Annotated in this window: 5 protein-coding genes; all 5 read right to left on the reverse strand. The window is 61.7% G+C overall.

Going from position 1 to position 17,293, the window contains the following annotated elements:
* Positions 1-89: 89 nt before the first annotated feature.
* The 5 genes from GBEM_RS21320 to GBEM_RS15255 all read right to left on the reverse strand — a co-directional run bounded on the left by GBEM_RS21320 (position 90) and on the right by GBEM_RS15255 (position 17,251).
* Positions 90-9,824, reverse strand: coding sequence for a putative Ig domain-containing protein (locus GBEM_RS21320; RefSeq protein WP_012531486.1), 9,735 nt, complete (start codon positions 9,822-9,824; stop codon positions 90-92).
* Between the two features lie 24 nt (positions 9,825-9,848).
* Complete coding sequence (locus tag GBEM_RS15240; RefSeq protein ID WP_012531487.1) at positions 9,849-10,826, reverse strand: peptidylprolyl isomerase; 978 nt, start codon at positions 10,824-10,826, stop codon at positions 9,849-9,851.
* 24 nt (positions 10,827-10,850) lie between these two features.
* Positions 10,851-12,302 carry a S8 family peptidase gene (locus GBEM_RS15245; RefSeq protein ID WP_012531488.1) on the reverse strand — a complete coding sequence of 484 codons (1,452 nt, stop codon included), beginning with the start codon at positions 12,300-12,302 and terminating at the stop codon, positions 10,851-10,853.
* Positions 12,303-12,408: 106 nt separating this feature from the next.
* Positions 12,409-13,887, reverse strand: a complete 1,479-nt coding sequence (locus tag GBEM_RS15250; RefSeq protein ID WP_012531489.1) for a cytochrome c — start codon at positions 13,885-13,887, stop codon at positions 12,409-12,411.
* A 310-nt stretch (positions 13,888-14,197) separates the two neighbouring features.
* Positions 14,198-17,251 carry a cytochrome c3 family protein gene (locus tag GBEM_RS15255; protein WP_012531490.1) on the reverse strand — a complete coding sequence of 1,018 codons (3,054 nt, stop codon included), beginning with the start codon at positions 17,249-17,251 and terminating at the stop codon, positions 14,198-14,200.
* Positions 17,252-17,293 lie beyond the last annotated feature (42 nt).

The following is a 17,293-nucleotide window of genomic DNA, read 5'->3' on the forward strand; positions in this document are numbered from 1 at the left end:
AATTGATATCCCGCCAAGGTTGCTGGGCCGGAGATGGTGAAGAAGACCCCGCCAGAGTGCGCGGGGTCCTCATTTTCACTCCAGGTTTGCTAGCTGACCACAAGGTCGTAGCTCTGTGTGGCGGACACAGTGCCGTCGGTGACCTTTACGTTGATGCGGAAAGTCCCCCTGGTGCTCGTTCTCCAGCTAACGTACCCGGTGGAGTTGATGGTCATCCCGCTGGGCGGCGTGACAAGCGACCAAGTCAGCGGATGCCCCAGGGAATCCGTCGCCCTGGCTTGGTAAGTGTAGGTCCTGCCCGCAGTGACAGTCTTAGAGGGAGAGGAAGTTATGCTGAGCGTGTGTTTAGCAACGCTCCAGGTGAAATTAGTGGAGCTGGATAGCGAGCCGTCGCTGACGGAGACGGTCACTGAATAGCTGGAGCTCGCGCTGCTGGAAATCGTGCCGCTGATGACGCCCGTGCTGCTGTTGATGCTGAGTCCTAACGGGAGGTTGCTTGCGGAGTAGCTGAGGGTATCGCCGTTAGGATCGGTGGCGACGATCGGCAGCGAGATGACCTCCCCGGTGTAGTTGGACTGGTTACCAGGGGCGGTTATCGCAGGCGCCCTATTCACCTTGGTTACGCTCCAGGTGAAGGTGGCCGAGGCCGGGGTGGTGCCGTCGGTGACGGTTACGGTCACGGTGTTGCTGAGGGCAGCGGCATAAGAAACCGTGCCGCTGATGAGACCGGTCGCGGAGTTGATGCTGAGGCCGGCCGGAAGACCGGTGGCGCTGTAGGTGAGGCTGTCGCCGTTGGCATCGCTAGCCGCGGTCTGTAGCGCCGCCGCCGCACCCTGGGCGCTGGTCTGCGCAGCGGGTGCGGTCAGAACCGGAACCTGATTCGTCTTGGTGACGCTCCAGGTGAAGGTGACCGAAACGGGAGTGGTGCCGTCGGTGACGGTCACGGTCACGGTGTTATTAAGCGCAGCGGCATAAGAAACCGTGCCGCTTATGAGACCGGTCGCGGAGTTGATGCTGAGTCCGTCCGGAAGACCGGTGGCGCTGTAGGTGAGGCTGTCGCCGTTGGCGTCTGTGGCGGCCATCTGCAGGCTCGTAACCGCTCCCTGGGCAGTTGTCTGCGCAGCGGGGGCAGTGAGAACCGGAGCCTGGTCGACCTTGGTGACGCTCCAGATGAAGGTGACCGACACAGGTGTGGTGCCGTCGGTGACGGTCACGGTCGCAGTGTTGGTGAGGGCGGCGGCGTAGGAGACCGTGCCGCTTATGAGACCGGTCGCGGAGTTGATGCTGAGGCCATCCGGAAGACCGGTGGCGCTGTAGGTGAGGCTGTCGCCGTTGGCGTCTGTGGCGGCCATCTGCAGGCTCGTAACCGCTCCCTGGGCAGTCGTCTGCGCAGCGGGGGCAGTGAGAACCGGAGCCTGGTCGACCTTGGTGACGCTCCAAATGAAGGTGACCGACACAGGTGTGGTGCCGTCGGTGACGGTCACGGTCGCAGTGTTAGTGAGGGCGGCGGCGTAGGAGACCGTGCCGCTGATAAGACCGGTCGCGGAGTTGATGCTGAGTCCGTCCGGAAGACCGGTGGCGCTGTAGGTGAGGCTGTCGCCGTTGGCGTCTGTGGCGGCCATCTGCAGGCTCGTAACCGCTCCCTGGGCGCTGGTCTGCGCAGCGGGTGCGGTCAGAACAGGTGCCTGATTCGTCTTGGCGACGCTCCAGGTGAAGGTGGCCGACACAGGTGTGGTGCCGTCGGTGACGGTGACGGTCACGGTGTTAGTGAGAGCAGCAGCGTAAGAAACCGTGCCGCTGATGAGGCCGGTCGAGAGATTGATGCTGAGACCGTCCGGAAGACCGGTGGCGCTGTAGCTAAGGGTGTCGCCGTTAGCGTCGGTGGCCACCAACTGCAGGCTCGCCGCAACGCCCTGGGCGCTGCTCTGCGCAGCAGGAGTGGTGACAACCGGCGCCTGGTTTAAGCTGATGACGCTCCAAGAGAATGCAATTGAAACCGGAGCGGTGCCGTCGGTGACGGTCACGGTCACGCTGTTGCTTGTAAGCGCAGTAGAGGAAACTGTCCCACTGATAAGACCGGTGGCGCTGTTAATGCTGAGACCGGCGGGAAGGCCGGTGGCGCTGTAGCTGAGCGTATCTCCGTTGACGTCGCTTGCCGCGATCTGCAGGCTGGCCGCTGCCCCAGGAGTACTGCTCTGAGCGCCGGGATTGGTGACGGTCGGCGCCTTGTTAAGCTTCGTGACATACCACACGAAGCTGGTCGGGACGGTGGCGACCCCGTCTGTGACGTTTATGGTGACGCGGGTATCGGCGGCAGTGTAGGTGATCGTGCCGCTGATAAGACCAGTAGCGCTGTTGATACTGAGATTTGGCGGGAGCCCTGTTGCGCTGTAGCTTAGTGTGTCGCCGTTCGCATCGGTGGCGGCGACCTGAACGCTTACCGTCGCCCCCTGATAGTTGAACTGGTTGTCGAGCGGGGTAACCACTGGAGCCTGGTTCACCCTGGTGATGCTCCAGGTGAAGCTGGTTGAGGCGGAAGCGGTGCCGTCGGTGACGGTCACAGTGACGTTATTGGTGAGAAGCGCTGTGGAAGAAACGGTACCGCTGATGAGACCGGTCGATGCGTTGATGCCAAGCCCCGCCGGGAGCCCGGTGGCGCTGTAGCTGAGAATGTCGCCGTTGCCGTCGGTAGCTATGACCTGAAGGTTCACTGCCGCCCCCTGGGCAGTGGTCTGCGCGCCGATGGCGGTTACCACAGGCGCCACGTTCACCTTGGTGACGTTCCAGACGAAGCTGACGGAAACCGAAGCGGCGCCGTCGCTTACAGTGACGGTGACGTTGTTGGTGAGAAGCGCGGTGGAAGAAACCGAGCCGCTGATGAGACCGGTCGAGCCGTTGATGATGAGGCCCCGCGGAAGACCGGTGGCGCTGTAGCTGAGGGCGTCGCCGTCGGCGTCGCTAGCTGCGATCTGCAGGCTTGCCACGGCACCTTGGACGGTAGTTTGCGCCCCGGGGTTGGTTACCACCGGAGCCGTGTTTAACCTGCTGACGTTCCAGGCGAAGGAGACCGAAACCGGAGCCGTGCCATCGGTCACGGTGACGGTGACGTTGTTGTTGGCAAGTGCTGTGGAAGAGACAGTACCGCTGATGAGGCCGGTCGAGGCGTTGATGCCCAGCCCAGCCGGAAGGCCGGTGGCGCTGTAACTGAGGACGTCAGCATTGGCGTCGGTAGCCGCAATCTGCAGGGAGACTGCAGCACCCTGAGTGCTGGCCTGTATGCCGGGATTGGTCACTACCGGCGCATGTCCCCCGGTGACGCTCCAGACGAAGCTGACCGAAACCGGGGCGGTGCCGTCGGTTACGGATACGGTCACGCTGTTAGACGGAAGAGCGGTGTAGGAAACGGTCCCGCTGATAAGGCCTGTTGCGCTGTTGATGCTGAGGCCGGCAGGAAGGCCGGTCGCGCTGTAGCTCAGCGGGTCGCCGTTGACGTCGATGGCTGCGATCTGCAGGGAGGCTGCTGCCCCAGGGGTACTGCTCTGAGCGCCGGGGTTGGTGACCGTCGGCGCCTTATTCTGCTTGACGATGTACCACATGAAGGTAGTCGAGACGGAGGCGACTCCGTCTGTGACGATCACGGTGGTGCGGGTGTCGGCGGCGCTATATGAGACCGTGCCGCTGATGAGGCCGGTGCTGCTGTTGATGCTGAGACTTAGTGGGAGCCCAGTCGCACTGTAGCTGAGAGTGTCGCCGTTAGCATCGGTGGCCTGGACCCGAATGTTTACCGGGGCCCCCTGATAGTTGAACTGGTTATCGAACGGCGTCAGCACTGGTGCCTGGTTCACCCTGGTGACGCTCCAGGTGAAGCTGGTCGAAGCGGAAGCGGTGCCGTCGGTGACAGTGACAGTGACGTTATTGGTAAGAAGTGCGCTGGAAGAAACGATGCCGCTGATGAGACCGCTCGATACGTTGATGCCAAGCCCCGCTGGGAGCCCGGTGGCGCTGTAGCTGAGGGCGTCGCCGTTGCCGTCGCTGGCTATGACCTGAAGGCTCGCTGCCGCCCCCTGGGCAGTGGTCTGCGCGCCGATGGCGGTTACCACAGGCGCCACGTTCACCTTGGTGACGCTCCAGACGAAGCTGACGGGAACCGAAGCGGCGCCGTCGCTTACGGTGACGGTGACGTTGTTGGTGAGAAGTGCGATGGAAGAAACCGTGCCACTGATGAGACCGGTCGAGCCGTTGATGACGAGCCCCGTCGGAAGTCCGCTGGCACTGTAGCTGAGGGTGTCGCCGTCGGCGTCGCTAGCCATGATATGCAGGCTTGCCGCCGCGCCCTGCGCGCTGGTCTGCATTGCGGGCGTAGTGACCACCGGAGCCGTGTTTACCCTGCTGACATTCCATACAAAGGAGACCGAAACCGGAGCCGTGCCGTCGGTTACGGTGACGGTGACGTTGTTGTTGGCAAGTGCCGTGGAAGAGACAGTACCGCTGATAAGGCCGGTCGAGGCGTTGATGGTGAGGCCGGCAGGAAGGCCGGTGGCGCTGTAACTGAGGACGTCAGCATTAGCATCGCTCGCCGTGATCTGCAGGGAGACTGCAGCACCTTGAGTGCTCGCCTGTATGCCGGGATTGGTCACTACCGGCGCATGCCCCCCGGTGACGCTCCAGACGAAGCTGGCCGAAACCGGAGCGGTGCCGTCGGTGACGGTCACGATCACGCTGTTACTTGAAACTGCGGTGTAGGAAACGGTCCCGCTGATGAGACCGGTTGCGCTGTTGATGCTGAGGCCGGTGGGAAGGCCGGTGGCGCTGTAGCTGAGCGTATCTCCGTTGACGTCGCTGGCTGCGATCTGCAGGGAGGCCGCGGCCCCGGGGGTACTGCTCTGAGCGCCGGGGTTGGTGACGGTCGGAGCCTTGTTAAGCTTGGTGACATACCAAACGAAGCTGGTCGGAACGGTGGCGACACCGTCTGTGACGTTTATGGTGACGCGGGTATCGGCGGCCGTGTAGGTGATCGTACCGCTGATGAGACCGGTCGCGCTGTTGATGCTGAGGCCGGCCGGCAGCGCGGTGGCGCTGTAGCTGAGTGTGTCGCCATTCGCATCGGTGGCGGAGACCTGAACGCTTACCGTCGCCCCCTGATAGTTGAACTGGTTGTCGATCGGGGTCACCACCGGCGCCTGGTTCACTCTGGTGATGCTCCAGGTGAAGCTGGTCGAAGCAGAAACGGTGCCGTCGGTGACAGTGACGGTGACGTTATTGGTGAGAAGTGCGCTGGAAGAAACGACACCGCTGATGAGACCGGTCGAGGCGTTGATGCTAAGCCCAACCGGGAGCCCGGTGGCGGAGTAGCTGAGGGCGTCGCCATTGCCGTCGCTAGCTATTACCTGCAGGCTCGCCGCCACCCCCTGGGCAGTGGTCTGCGCGCCGATGGCGGTTACCACAGGCGCCACGTTCACCTTGGTAACGTTCCAGACGAAACTGACGGAGACCGGAGCCTTGCCGTCGGTCACGGTGACGGTGACGTTGTTTGTCAAAAGCGCGGTGGAGAAAACGGTGCCGCTGATGAGACCGGTCGAGGCGTTGATGGTAAGCCCCGCCGGAAGACCCGTGGCGCTGTAGCTAAGGGTGTCGCCGTCGGCGTCGCTAGCGACGATCTGCAGGCTCGCTGCCGTCCCTTGGGTGCCGGTCTGTGCCCCGGGGTTGGTTACCACCGGAGCCGCGTTGATGCTGCTGACGTTCCAGGCGAAGGAGACCGAAACCGGAGCCGTGCCGTCGGTTACGGTGACGGTCACGTTGTTGTTGGCAAGTGCCGTGGAAGAGACAGTACCGCTGATAAGGCCGGTCGAGGCGTTGATGCCGAGGCCGGCAGGAAGGCCGGTGGCGCTGTAACTGAGGACGTCAGCATTGGCGTCGGTAGCCGCAATCTGCAGGGAGACTGCCGCGCCCTGGGTGCTCGCCTGTATGCCGGGATTGGTGACTACCGGCGCATGCCCCCCGGTGACGCTCCAGACGAAGCTGGCCGAAACCGGAGCGGTGCCGTCGGTGACGGTCACGATCACGCTGTTACTTAAAACTGCGGTGTAGGAAACGGTCCCGCTGATGAGACCGGTGGCGCTGTTGATGCTGAGGCCCGCCGGAAGGCCGGTGGCGCTGTAGGTCAACGTGTCGCCGTTGACGTCGCTTGCCGTGATCTGCAGGGAGGCCGCCGACCCCGGTGTACTGCTCTGAGCGCCGGGGTTGGTGACGGTCGGAGCCTTGTTCAGCTTGGTGACATACCAAACGAAGCTGGTCGGAACGGTGGCGACACCGTCTGTGACGTTTATGGTGACGCGGGTATCGGCGGCGGTGTAGGTGATCGTACCGCTGATGAGACCGGTCGCGCTGTTGATGCTGAGGCCGGCCGGCAGCGCGGTGGCGCTGTAGCTGAGTGTGTCGCCATTCGCATCGGTGGCGACGATCTGAACGCTTACCGTCGCCCCCTGATAGTTGAACTGGTTGTCGAGCGGGGTCACCACTGGCGCCGGGTTCACGCTGGTGACGCTCCAGGTGAAGCTGGTCGAAGCAGAAGCGGTGCCGTCGGTGACAGTCACCGTGACGTTATTGGTGAGAAGTGCGCTGGAAGAAACGATACCGCTGATGAGACCGGTCGAGCCGTTGATGATGAGTCCAGCCGGAAGGCCGGTGGCGCTGTAGCTGAGGGTGTCGTTGTTGCCGTCGGTAGCTATGACCTGAAGGCTCGCTGCCGCCCCCTGGGCAGTGGTCTGCGCGCCGATGGCGGTTACCACAGGCGCCACGTTCACCTTGGTAACGTTCCAGACGAAGCTGGTCGAAACCGAGGCCGCGCCGTCGCTCACAGTGACGGTGACGTTATTGATGGCAAGCGCGATGGAAGAAATAGTGCCACTGATGAGACCGGTGGCTGCGTTGATGGACAGGCCCGCGGGAAGACCGGTGGCGCTGTAGCTGAGGGCGTCGCCGTTGGCGTCGCTGGCCATTATCTGCAGGCTCGCCGCCGCGCCCTGAACGCTGGTCTGCGCCCCAGGGGCGGTTACCACCGGAGTCGCGTTTATCCTGCTGACATTCCATACAAAGGAGACCGAAACCGGAGCCAAGCCGTCGGTCACGGTCACGGTGACGCTGTTGTTGAGGAGTGCGAGGGAAGAAACAGTACCGCTGATGAGACCGGTCGAGGCGTTGATGCTAAGGCCGTCCGGTAAACCGGTCGCGCTGTAGCTTAAGACGTCGCCGTTGACGTCGGTGGCTACGATCTGCAGGGTCGCCGCGTCGCCCTGGGCGCTCATCTGTATGCCGGGATTGGTTACTACCGGCGCATGCCCCCCGGTAACGCTCCAGACGAAGCTGACCGAAACCGGAGCGGTGCCGTCGGTTACGGTTACTGTCACGTTGTTGGTTGCAAGTGCGGTGTAGGAAATCGATCCACTGATATAACCGGTGGCGCTGTTGATGCTGAGGCCCTCGGGAAGACCGGTGGCGCTGTAAGTGAGCGTGTCGCCGTTTGGATCGGTTGCCTTGATCTGCAGCGTGACCGCGGTCCCCGGGGTATTGGTCTTGGCGCCGGGGTTCGTCACCGTCGGCGGGTTGTTCACCTTGACGACGTACCACATGAAGCCCATTTGGGACGAGAGGGCGCCGTCCGTGACCGTCACGGTGGTGCGGGTGTCGGCGGCCAGGTAGGTGATCGTGCCGCTGAGGAGACCGGTCGCGCTGTTGATGCTGAGCCCTAGCGGGAGCCCGGTCGCGCTGTAGATGAGGGTGTCGCCGTTTGCGTCCATGGCCACAACCGGAAGGCTTATGACGGCTCCCTGATAGTTGAACTGGTTATCGATCTGGGTCACCACAGGCGCGGAGTTGGTGACGGTCAGGACAAAGCTGGTGGCAGCGCTGAGTATGCTGGTATTGGTGACGCTGACGGTGATGGTATAGGTCCCGGTTACGGTCTTGGGCCAACTGATCAAACCGGTGCTGCTGATGGTCATCCCCGGGGGATTCCCGGTAATGCCGTAGGTTAGCGTCTGCCCCTGCGGGTCGGTTGCCGCCACCGGGTAGCTGAAGTCGATACCCGCGATTACCTTGGCGGCGGGAATGGAGGCGATGGTGGGCGGACGAATCGGAGCGGGGCCGATGGTGATGGTCACCGCTGTAAACACAGCGGCCAGACTGGGATCCGTTGCCTTCACGTTGACGGTAGTGGTCCCTTCCACAGTGGGGATGCCGCTGATGAGACCGGTATTGCCGAGCGAAAGCCCGGGAGGGAGCAGGTCCGCGGTGGAATAGTTAAGCACCTGCCGGTCGGGATCGGAAGCCTGAACCATGTAGAAGAAGGGTTCCGTGGCCAGGCCGGTGACGCTTTGCGTTGCCGGCGCGGTGGGAGGCTGGTTCAAAACCTCGGCCACAACCCCGAACTTGTGCGACACCACGGAATATCCGTCGCTGACGTCGACCTGGACCGGGGTATAGACGTCCCTCTGGTCTATGGTCGGGGTCCAGTTCAAGGTGTTGGTAGCCGGGTCCAGGGTCATTCCCACAGGTGACTGGACCAACGTGTAGGAGAGGGCGTCGAGTTCGCGGTCCGTTGCCGTTATCTGGTAGGCGTAGGGCATGCCGACGGTTGCTTTGGTAACCGCGGTCGAGGTCACAACCGGAGGGTAGTTGCAAAGGGGAGTGGCGACCTCAGCCTGTGCCGGGTAGGTTTCGTCGCCGTAGGTTTTCGCCTTGGAGCTGAAACCATCCATAAAGTTTGTCAGGACCGTCGCCTGATAGCACTGGCCTGCAGCGCCGGCGGCAAGAACCGGAATGGTCCAATTCACGCTTTTGGTGGTTGGGTCATAGGTCCCCCCACTCGTGGCGCTTACAAAGGAGAAGGTGCCGAGAATGTCGCTAGCGCCCGGCGTCACGACGGAGCTGACCTTCACGTTGTTGATGTCGACGAGGTTGGAGTTGCCCACACAGACCTGATAGGTGGTGTTGCTGCCGTTGCTGCCACAGGCGCCCCCCACCTGCGAGTAGCTGATGTCCAGCGGCAGCGTGGTGTACGTCTTGTCGGTGACCACGACAGAAGAGGAGCCGTTGACAGGGATGGTGAGGTCATACTGAAAGGCGAACTGCATGTCGCCCGCTTCGGGGAAGGGGCCCGCGGCGTCGGAAAGAGTAAGCGGAGAAATTCCGTTTTGCAGCGTGTCGATTATAGCGAAGGCCGTCATGTCGATATCGTAGTGACTCGGCTTGATGGAGGAGGTTTGAACCAGCGTCATGCCGAGCATGTCGCTCTGCGCCGCTCTGCTCCCCTCGACGATCTGTACGTTATCCAGGCCTGAGAGATCGAAATCGTTGTAGCTATACAGATGGAGATCGAGATCCGCAGCGGTGGTGTTCTGTATGCTGACACTCTTCACGAAGGTGGAGTTTAAGGAATCGTCCAGTTTGTCCGGGACGGTGAAGACAACCGTGGCCACAAATTCCGGAGCAGTGTAAACCGCCGTGACACTGGTGCGGTCGGCACTGTAGGAGGCAGTCACCGGGAGCGAGTTGAACGGAGTCTGCGTCTCGGCAGTTCCTAGCCGGTACCAAAACCACTGCTTGTACAGCGGGTCCCACATAGCCGACGAAATGTACCAGTCCGTAGCGCCATTGGGATAAAGGTTGTAATCGTACCCGGATACATCGATAACTCCCATGTCCAGGTTGCCGATGGTCCAGATACTGGTGCCATCTATGTCGTCGGCTTGTGAATCGCCCCCCCAGAGCAAGGCTCCCATGAGTACACAAAGCGCAAGCAGCGCTTTGATGGTAATCCCTCTCATCATCCCTCCTTATTGAATTGCATTCTATTTAAGAGAAACCTCGATGCGAGCATCTCTCCTTAGTTCCATAGCAATTTCAGTACGCTTTCTCTCCTGGTACTGGTTAAGAAGAAACTTCTCCAACAAACCCTTAACCTCGGCAAATTCCTGAACCCGACTAGGCTTCTTGTCGAAAACTTTTATGACGTGGAAACCGAACTTGGTCTTCACCACGTCGCTTACCTCGCCTACCTTCAGCTGGAAGGCGACCTTGTCGAATTCGGGGGGCATGAACTGCGGATTGATGTAACCGAGATCGCCACCCTTGCTGGCGCTGTCACCGCTGGAGTGCTCCTTGGCCAGCTCTTCGAAGCTTTTCTTGCCCTGCAGCACCTCCTCCCTGACCTTCACAATTTTGGCGTTGGCTTGGGCGATCTCTTCCGGGGTCGCCTTCTTGTTGACGGTGATCATGATATGGCTCGCCTTCACCGCTTCGGGCACCGTGAATTTAGCTGAGTTGTCCTTGTAGAACCGCTTGAGGTCCTCCTCGGGAACACGGACATCCTGGATGCCGCGCTGAATCAGGTACGACTCCGCGAGCAGGTTGCGCCGCAACTGCTCCCGCATTTCCTTCTCCTTGGACTCGTCCTTCTTGGCGCTGGTCGAGCCTTGCGGGCTCTTCAGGCTCAATAGCGCTTCCATTTTCTTCTCGAGGTCGGTCTGCTTCAGCTTCTCGCCTGCCTGAACCAGCAGTTCCATATCGACTTGCCTGTTGATCTCGTCCTTCTGTACCTGCTTCCGCACATCGTCTGAGACTTTCGCGGCTCCCAATCGCTTGTATTTGGCGAGGGTCCGCTCCACGTTGGCCTTGATCTGGTGGTAGTAGATGGGGCGATCATTCACCCGGGCCGCGATCTGGAGACCCTTTTCCTCCGCTATCGGCTCCGCCCATGCCGGCTGGTTTCCGGCCAAGGACAGCGCGCACGCTGTAAGTAGACAGATGATCGTTTTCATTACCTGCATCAGATTCTCCTCCCGGTAATCAGGTTATAAATTCGCGGCAATGCCGATTTCGGCGGAACTGCCGACGCTTCCAAAGGGGTAAAAAGTGATCTGGTCGTCGGTCGCGGATTCGTACTCAAAGCTGAAGTAGGTCTCCTCGTGAGCCCAGTTCCCTTCCTGAAGATGCTTCACGTCCTGGACCCCCTGGGGAGATGCGATCACCAGCCGCCTCAACCCGTGGTTCACCACGTTGATGCGGTACTTGCCCGCCTTTACCGGCAAGGTCAGGGCGTTTTCCCAGGTGGGGCCGGGGGTCCGGCGCACGGTCCAGTAGGCAGGCGCCTGCACCAGGCCGTAGCCGAAGGTGGCATCCCTGCCCGGCTCGCCCAGGTCGAGCGCTCCGGCGCCAAGCCAGCTGCGCACCGCTTCCACTTTCCCCGCATCCTGAGCGGAATCGTCAACCATGCCGGCCGAAAGCAAGAGCGCCACCGCCCCGGCTACGTGCGGGGCAGCCTGGGAGGTCCCGCTTAGCAAACCGTACCTCCCTCCGGGGAGGGTCGAGGTGATCCCCACCCCGGGGGCGGAGAATTCGATCTTCGCGCCGTAATTGGAGAAGAAGGCGCGGGTGTTGTCCGCCGCGGTGGCTGCCACGGCTATCACCGAGGCGAAATCCGCCGGGTAGTCCACGACAGGCTGCCCCGAGTTGCCGGCCGCGGCAACGATGACGATCCCGGCCGCGTACGCCTCGTCGCAGGCGTCCTTCACGGCCTGGGAGAAATACAGGGGGGAGTTGGGCATGCTGAAGCTGATGTTGATGACATCGACTTTGTTGCTGATGGCCCACTCCAAGCCGGCCAGGACCCTGGAAGTGCTGCCGAACATGTTCCGGTCCAGGATCTTCACCGCGTAGAGCGAGGCGTCCGGGGCAACGCCCACGACGCCAGTTCCGTTGTCCTTGGCGCCGATGATCCCGGCGAGATGGGTACCGTGCCCCCGGCGGGAGTCGTCGAACGGATCTGCGGTGTTGGTGACGAAGTTGTAGCCGCCGCGGTAGTTCTCCTTGAGTTCGGGATGGTTGTAGTCGATCCCCGTATCGAGGATGGCGACCTTGATGCCGGCGCCCCTGATGCCGTTCCAGGCCGACCGATTGGCGGCTATGCGAGTCACCCCCCAGGAGAGGAGGTATTCCGGTGTGAGTTCGGGCTCGGGAAAAGCCGGTTCCGCCGAGAACTCCCGGTCCTCCTCCACGTAGGAGACATCGGGGTCTTGCTTAAGCGAGCCGATCGCCTCTTCGGGAAGGTCTGCCGTTAAAGCGTTAGCGACCGCGTGGGAACGCTCCACCCGGCCGCCGGCTCGATGCACTCTGTCCTGCTTTTCCAGTTCGGTAAGGGGTGCGGTTTTGCGAAAGCCGATGATCACCTTCTTCTCTGCCCCCTGGGCCAGGCCAGGGATCAAAACAAGGGCTACGAGCGCATAACACATTAAAGTTCTTACCATTTTTCACCTCATAGATACGTTATTTTGGGTATACCCCTAAAGATGAAAATATGGGAGCGCTGGGCGCGCTCCCATATCTATTGCTGCGATTACCGCTCAAATTGCGTTACTTCTTAATGGGCACCACGATCGGCTTGGAGACCTCACCGTACACTGCCTTCACGACGGCAAGCTTGCCGGCGGCGAAGTTGGTGCCGGTAACGACGATCTTGGTGTTGCTCCAGGAAACGACGTTGGCTTGGACGCCATCGACGAAGACACCCAAAAGCTCCTGGTATTCGGCGGCCGGAGCGGTGCCGAACCCGATACCGGTGATGGTAAGGGTGGTGGAGGTCAGGAGCGCGTTGGTGGCGGTCAGTTTCGGCGTGAGAGTGAGGGTTTTCAGGTTACTTACGGTCTCGCCGCCTTTGTTGATGCGGACTTCGTACACGCCGGCAACCAGGGTCGCCGGGAGGGCAACCTTGACTTCGCTCACCGAGGTGGAGAACGGAATCAGGGTGAAGGTTTCGGTGCCGCGGGTCAGGACAACGGTCGGGATGTAGCTGTTCCCGACAGCATCCAGGTTGGTGAAGCCCATACCGGTGAGGGTAAGGGTGTTGGCGACGCCTGCCGGCAGGGTGATGGCGCTGATCTCGTTAACAAACGGAGCGGTAGCGGTGGTATCGCTGGCGGCGGTGCCGGTCCAGGAGTAGTGGCAGCCCACGCAATCCCAGTTGTTACCGACGTGACCAAAGCCCGGATCCTCGTTGCTGGCAACGATGCCCCCCAGGTTCGCGGCATTCGGGGAGTCGGCCTGGATGTTGTGCAGGGAAGCGATGCCGTGGCAGGCCTCGCAAGCGCGGATGGTGAAGTTGTTTTCGGTGCCGGTTGAGGCATGGCACCAGGTGCAGTTACCGACCGGGCTGAGGTCCTGACCGATACCGGTGCTGTGGTGGGTGTCTTTGTTGGCGAATATCTGAAGGGTGGCGTCGGCCTGGTGGCAGGCCTCGCAACCCTGGACGATCACGGTCTTGGTCGGGTCGGTCGGGTCAACTACACTGCGGCCTACCGGAGCCGGGGTCATGCCGTTGAAGGATGTGTCCATCGCGTAGTCGGTGCTGGTCGGGATCCAGTGGCCGTCTTTCGGGTTGTCGATGGCGGAGCCGTGGCAGTGTTTGCAGTTCTGGGCTGCAGCCTGATCGGTCAGGTGGTGCGGACCTTTGGTATGGCAGTTGAAGCAGGGCCTCGGATTCTGGACTGCAGTGACACCGCTGACCGGGTCAGTGGTGATGTAATGGCAACCGGTAGCCAGGTTGGCCGGAAGGGTGCCCGAGGCGTTGTTGCAGCTGACCACCACGCCGCCGGGCTGGTTGATCAACGCATGGTGCTTGTCCTTCAATTTCAGGTCGCTGTCGGTCGCCGTTACCCAACCGGGGGTGTGGCAGTCGCGGCAGAGCTTGTAGTTCGAACCAGAGAAGTTCTTGTAGACCGTATCCTTGATGTAAATACCCTGAGGAGCCGGAGGGGGGGTGGCGGCGACGGCCAGAGAAGCGCTCACGAGCACGGCGGCGGCCGCTGCCAGCAGTTTAATCATTTTCTTTTGCATGTTTTCTCCTTGTTAGATGTGAAATGAGAATGATAAGCCTTAAATACCCTTTGCTCTTTCGTTCAAAGTCGTTTTCGGCATCACCTCCTTTGGCAGATCTACCCGGAGGATGCGGCAGCTTCCGGCTCGATGCCGCTGGCGAGTCGATGTTCCCCTACCCGCAGCGGCACCGTTGCGGAATCAGCCGCATCCCCAGGTGACACACAAATCCCTCCTTTGATTGCAGGCGCCACCTCTGCCGGAGCCCAGCTCCGGCAGAGATTCCAATCCATTTTCAGCTTGTCGCTTTGCAGCGGTTCTACATTCTTGGTTACCTTTCGATACTCCAGCGCCGGGACTTGGTGATGTGGCAGCTCGCGTTGTAGCAGCTCCCGGTCACGTTTTCAGCCGGGGCGCTCACCCTTTTAGCCCCGGTGTAAATGATGAAACCGGTGGAGAAGCGGTACTTGGGATCGACGACGACATCGACGTTCTCGATGTTCCCTTTCAGCGGCATCGTCATCTTATGGTTACGGGAGTCCGTGAAACCGCCGTTGTGGCAGATGGCGCAGTTGCTCCACCCCTCGCTCGGTTTGGCGTTGGGCGACACGTGAGCGGCCACCAGGTGGGCGCCGCCACCGCCGGAGTAATCCTCGTAGCGCGCCGAGGACCAGCTTCCCTGCACGCCGAAGAGCTGCGGCGTGATGGTCGCCTTGGGTGCAGGCGGGTAGCCGTGGCAGGCGTCACAGGTCCCGGTGGGCTTGAAGGCGCCTCCGGTTGCGCGGTGGTCGTGGCAGGAGAGGCAGTTTGTCGTCGGGTGTGCGGTCTCCGGCACGCCGGCGCGGTAGTGGCTGGTCTGGGTGTGGCAGACCTGGCAAAGGCCCTGGTTGGTCGAGGTATTCACCAGCCCCGTCATCGCATCGTTGAAGACGATGGTCTTGCCGTTGATGACGGTTTTGATCATGTGCAGGTTGGTCGAGCCGTGCGGATCGTGGCACTGGGCGCAGGCCATGGCCTGGCTCCCCCCCTTGGCCAGGAAGTGGGTGCTCATGTTGCGGAAGCCTTCGGCAACCACCACCGAGGAGTTGTCGTGGCAGTATCTGCAGTCGGCGTTGAGGCTGCCGCTCAGTTGCGCCTGAAGGCGGCTACCGCCGTTTATGTGCCGCGCGTTGCGCTCGTGGCAGGCGGTGCACCCCTTCCCTATCGCCGGGGCGCCGTGGCCGAGCGTTGCCGCCAGGCTCTTGTTGGGTGCCGGGACCCCGTTTATCACCGACAGGGTTCCGGTGTGGCAGCTCTCGCAGGTTACCGCTCCGATGTTCCAGTTCACCTGCGTCGCGTGGCAGGGGGTGCAGGTGCCGGTGCCGTTGCGCTGGTAGCCGAGCGTGCCGTTGAGATCGATGCTCTGGTTGACGTGGTTGGCGCTGCTCACGTTGTGGCAGGCCTGGCAGCCGGTCGAGTTTTGCGTGGTCAGCATCGGCCCGTAGGCGGCAGCCGAGGTGCTGAAGTGCGCGAAATGGGCGCCGCTTGCGATGAGCGGGCTGCCGAGACCGGTGGCCGTGTCATGGCAGGTGCCGCACGCGCCGGTAGCCTTCATGGTCCAGTTGGGGGAGGAGTAGACCCCTCTACCGTTTGAGTGGCAGTAGCTCGTGGTGCAGGTGTCGGAGACGTCGATCTCGGTACCTAGTGCGGCGCCGGAGAAGGACATTTCCTTGATCCCGTTCACGTGCTTTGAGGCGTCCTTGATGCTGCTGTTGGAGGCTGCAGTCGCGGCATGGCAGAGCGTGCAGCTGTAGCCGCGCGAAAGGTGAGCCGTGTGGGCGTTGGTACCGGGGGCCGCGTCGTGGCATGCCGAGCACTCCCCGGGGGTGCCGACGATGCTGTTCTTGCCGAGTGCCCAGGTCGCGGTCTTGTAAACCGGGGGGACACTCGAAGGAGCGCCGTTACTGTGGCAGTAGTTGGTGAGGCAGCTCCCCGAGCCGGTCGGATCGTAGCTCGGAGTGGCGCCGTAGTAGGCCGCCGTGCCGGAACGAGTCCTGAACACCTGCTGGAAATCGCCGCTGGCGTGCTGGTTCCCGGAGTGGCAGGCAGCGCAGGTTAATCCCCTGCTGGTGTGGGCCAGGTGCGGGGTGAGCGACTCGTCCTTGAAGACGCCGCTGGTAGCGTAGTTGGAGCTCCCGCTGCTGGCGTAGCCGCTCGGGCCGGCAGCGTTTATCTGCGGCGGGTTCCCGTGGCAGGAGTTGCACCCGGCCGCGAAGGAGCCGTCGGCGCTGTCGTGGACATGGCAGCTGCGGCAGACGTTGGGGTCGGTGCTTGTGTGTTCGGGGGGATAGTTCCCTCCCGGAGCCGGGATGGCGTGGCAGGCGACGCAGACGCCGTCGGGGCCGGCCCAGTTGCTCCCTGCGTCCTTGTACTGGTTGAGGACCTTCGTGTTGGTGGTCAGCGGGTTCATGTAGCGGCGCACCAGCCAGACGTTAGGCGCGGTGCCGTCCAGGGGGTCTACGTGGGCGGCGTGGCAGTCGGCGCACTGGATGTTCTGTCCCTTGCCGTTATGCGCCCGCTTCCCGGCGTGGCAGTTGGTACAGATGTTCACCTCATTGGCGCTCCCCCCCCTCACGTCTGTGCGCAAAAGCCGTCCTCGTGATGAAGAAAGAAGTCCGAAGGTCGACGAGGAAGCGTTGTCGAATGTGCGTGCGTTGGAGTCGGCGTAGTGAGGGGCGTGGCAGGTGGTGCAGACGAGCTTCCCACTCGGGAACAGCATGGCGGAAGTCGAGTTCGCCGGATTGGCGTTGACTGGGTCTTTGAAGAATTTCGCCGGTGTCAGCTTTACCTTGGAGGTGGCACTCGTGTAGTTGAAGTTGACCGGATGGGTGCCGGTTTGGACATCGCGCTGGTTGCGCTGGCGGTGGCAGTCGAGACAAAGGGTGTCACCGGGGCGTCTCAGCAGCAGGTCTCCGGTGAAGGAGTGGTGATTGTGGCAGCTTGTGCAACCGATGACTCCAGCCTTCGTGGGCCGAAGCGCCAGTATCGCAGGATCTGTCGAGATTTGGGCTCCTGCGGCCGGCATATTGACCGGTCCGGCCCAGTTGTGGGAGGTCTGCAACTGCTCGGACGGAAAGAGCCCCGTGTCGGTTGACCCGAACGGGTTCGCTATGTCGCTGGCCGAGAACCCGCGCGCCATCGTCTGCGGGTTGTGGCACTTAAGGCAAAGGTTGTTGACGCCGTAGGCGTCGACGAGCGTCGCTACGTAGACGCCGTCGATGAGCGCTATGGTATGACACCCCAGGGTCCCCGAGCAGGACATATTGGATATGTGCGGCGACTCGATTGCAGAGGCAGTCGAGATCGTCAGCAGTATTAACCAAAACGCTGCTATGAATCTTTTCATGATCAAAGCTCCTAATAAGTTTTGAAGTAAATGTCGTTCTTT

Origin of the sequence: Citrifermentans bemidjiense Bem (assembly GCF_000020725.1) — a bacterium.
GTDB lineage: Bacteria > Desulfobacterota > Desulfuromonadia > Geobacterales > Geobacteraceae > Geomonas > Geomonas bemidjiensis.